4 protein-coding genes are annotated in these 2,551 nt (G+C 69.1%); all 4 read right to left on the bottom strand.

Going from position 1 to position 2,551, the window contains the following annotated elements:
- A partial coding sequence (locus Q8Q85_00685; GenBank protein MDP3772762.1) for a serine/threonine-protein kinase occupies positions 1 to 515 on the bottom strand: 515 nt, incomplete at its 3' end.
- Between the two features lie 84 nt (positions 516 to 599).
- Positions 600 to 1,013 (bottom strand): putative toxin-antitoxin system toxin component, PIN family, encoded by a 414-nt coding sequence (locus Q8Q85_00690; GenBank protein MDP3772763.1) that lies wholly within the window; start codon positions 1,011 to 1,013, stop codon positions 600 to 602.
- Positions 1,013 to 1,258: a ribbon-helix-helix domain-containing protein gene (locus Q8Q85_00695; protein MDP3772764.1), complete on the bottom strand. Its 246-nt coding sequence runs from the start codon at positions 1,256 to 1,258 to the stop codon at positions 1,013 to 1,015. The genes Q8Q85_00690 and Q8Q85_00695 overlap by 1 nt, the downstream gene beginning before the upstream one ends.
- 81 nt (positions 1,259 to 1,339) lie before the next feature.
- Positions 1,340 to 2,551, bottom strand: a 1,212-nt coding sequence (locus Q8Q85_00700; protein MDP3772765.1) for a hypothetical protein, incomplete at its 5' end; no start/stop codon positions are given.

Below are 2,551 nucleotides of genomic sequence, written 5' to 3' on the forward strand. Positions count from 1 at the left end.
TCCGTCAGCTTCTCGCCGCCCGCCGCCGTGATCGCACGCGCGATGCCGAAGTCCGCCACCACCGCGTGCCCCGCCGAGAGCAGGATGTTCTCGGGCTTGATGTCGCGGTGCACGATGTCGTGGCTGTGGGCGTAGGAGAGCGCGTCGGCCACCTCCCGGCTGATCTGGAGAGCGTCCTCGATCGGGAGCTGCTTCTCCCGCTCCAGGCGATCGCGGAGCGATTCGCCCTCGACGAAGGGCATGACGTAGAACAGGAACCCGTCGGCCTCCCCTGAGTCATGCAGCGGCAGAATGTGCGGATGATTGAGCCGGCCGGTGAGCTTGATCTCCCTCAGGAACCGCTCGACGCCTAACACCGCCGCCAGTTCAGGGTGCAGGACCTTGACCGCAACCGGGCGCTCGTGCTTCTGGTCTGTGGCGAGGTAGACCGTGGCCATCCCGCCGCGGCCGAGCTCGCGCTCGAGCGCGTAGCGGCCGGTGAGGGCGGCCGAGAGACGGGTGAGGAGGTCGGTCACGATGATGTGCCCCGGTGCAGCCGAGTATACGGCCCCCTCGCAGGCTCGACCAGTCTCCGGTCGGGCTGCGAATCCAACTCGCGACTACGGAGTGGGGCGAAGGTCGTGGAGGAACTCCCGCGGAGTCAGGATCGGAATCCCGCGGAAGGAGTTCAACGGGCGCAGGTGGCGCAGGTCGCCCGTCACGATGGCCTGCGCGGCGCCGGCGACCGCGCACTCGAGCACTCGGTTGTCCGGCTCATCATCGGTGACCACACTGAGCCGTTCACGCGGCCTGACCACGGCGGCGAGGCTCCGAATCTCCATCTCCGCTTGGCGCGCTTGGGCGGCGGTCCAGGCGAACTTGGCTCGGAGGACGCGGGTGAACTCGGCCAGGATCGGGCGCGAGACGACCAGCGTCAGCGTCCGGCTTCGGGCCAGGTGCAGAATCGTTTCGGGTGGCCCGCCGAACAGGATCGCGGAGAGATAGACGTTGGTGTCGAGGACGACCCGCCGCACTAGCGCCGAGAGCGGCGCACGTCGCCTACGACGTCCTCGATGTCGGGATCCGAACCCACCCTTGCCATGCGGGCCGAGGCCTCGCCCCAGCGCCGCAGCCGCCGCCAGCGTCGCGTTGCTGCGTAGTCGCGGAGCGCTTCCCGGACCAGCTCACTGCGGGTGCGCCGCTCTTCCTTGGCCAGCCGCTCGGCCACCTTGACGAGGTCGGCTGGTAGCGACACGGTGATGATCTTGCTCGAACGCACGCCGCAAGCTCCCGAAAGGTGACAGTAATAAAGTGTATTACACTTCCGCGTACGTCAAGGAGAGCACCCGGCGGCTGGATCTCAGTGCCGCCGCTCCGCTATCTCGAGCGCCCGCCGCGCCTCCTCCACCAGCGGCACCAGCTCCGGGTCCGGATTCGTGAACGTCGCCCGGAAGATCTCCCAGTGCCGCCGCGCCTCGTCCGCGCGGCCCTGCCGCGCCAGCAGCACGATCAGGTGCTGCCGCAGGTACGAGTGGGCGGCGCCGTATGACTGGGTGTTCGGAAACCCAAGCCGCCGGCCAGGCTGCACCAATTCGTTCAGCAGGACGGTCGCCGAGTCGAGCCGACCCAGGCGCTCATAGGCATCTCCCACAATCCAAAGGACCGCGCTCCCAATGTCCCCAACCGATGGGCGCTCCCGCAGGATGGGCCCCGTGCGTTGCACGACGCTTTGCCAGTCTCCGGCCCGCCAGGCAATGGCCGCCTCGAGCGCCGCGCGCCAGAAGCCGGACTCGACCCGGTAGTCGAGGGTGTCGGCCGTGAGGCGCGGCAACTCTGCACGCGCTGCAGCCGTGTCGCCCGCCAACGCCGCCGTGACCGCCCCCTCCCATGTCGTGTCAGGACGGGCCGGCCGTTGGATCGGCCGCCCTGCCGCAAGCGAGTGGAGGAGCCACGGTCTGGCATCGAGACCTGCCAGGACGCTGTCCGCCTCCCGTACCTCTCCGCGGACGTAGAGCAGCACCGCGCGCCAGAACGTGGCCGCGCGTGGATCCTCTTGGCGCAGTTCCCTCGCCAGGCTGTCCACCTCGCCCCACGCCGCGTCCAGGGCGGCAGCGGCCAGTGACAGGGTGAGCCGCTCGCGCTGGTTGCGCAGTGCGGGCGCGACCTGCCGCGCCTCGACTCGCCGGCCTACGGCGATCAAACCCACCATGCGGTTGTACGCGCGAATGTGCGTTTCGAAAGGCTCGAACGTGCGGATGTGGTCCAGCGTCTCGAGCACAGCCTCCGGCCCGCGCAACCTAAACAGCGTAGTCCCTCGACCGTTCCAGGCCCGCGTATCGTTGGGTCGTTCGCGCACGAGCTGGTCCGATGCCTGCATCGCGGCTCGCAGGTGCCACCGCTGACCGGCCATGAATGCCTCGAGTCGCAACCGCTCGGCGCTCGTTAGGCGATGCGGCCGCCGTGCCGCCTCATCCAGGGCTGCCCACGCCGAGTCGGGCTGACCCAGGTCCTGAAGCAGGTTGATGCCGAACAGCGCCCACGCCGAGGCGAATTCCGGATCGAGCGCCAGCGC

Source organism: Gemmatimonadales bacterium (assembly GCA_030697825.1).
Lineage (GTDB): Bacteria > Gemmatimonadota > Gemmatimonadetes > Gemmatimonadales > JACORV01 > JACORV01.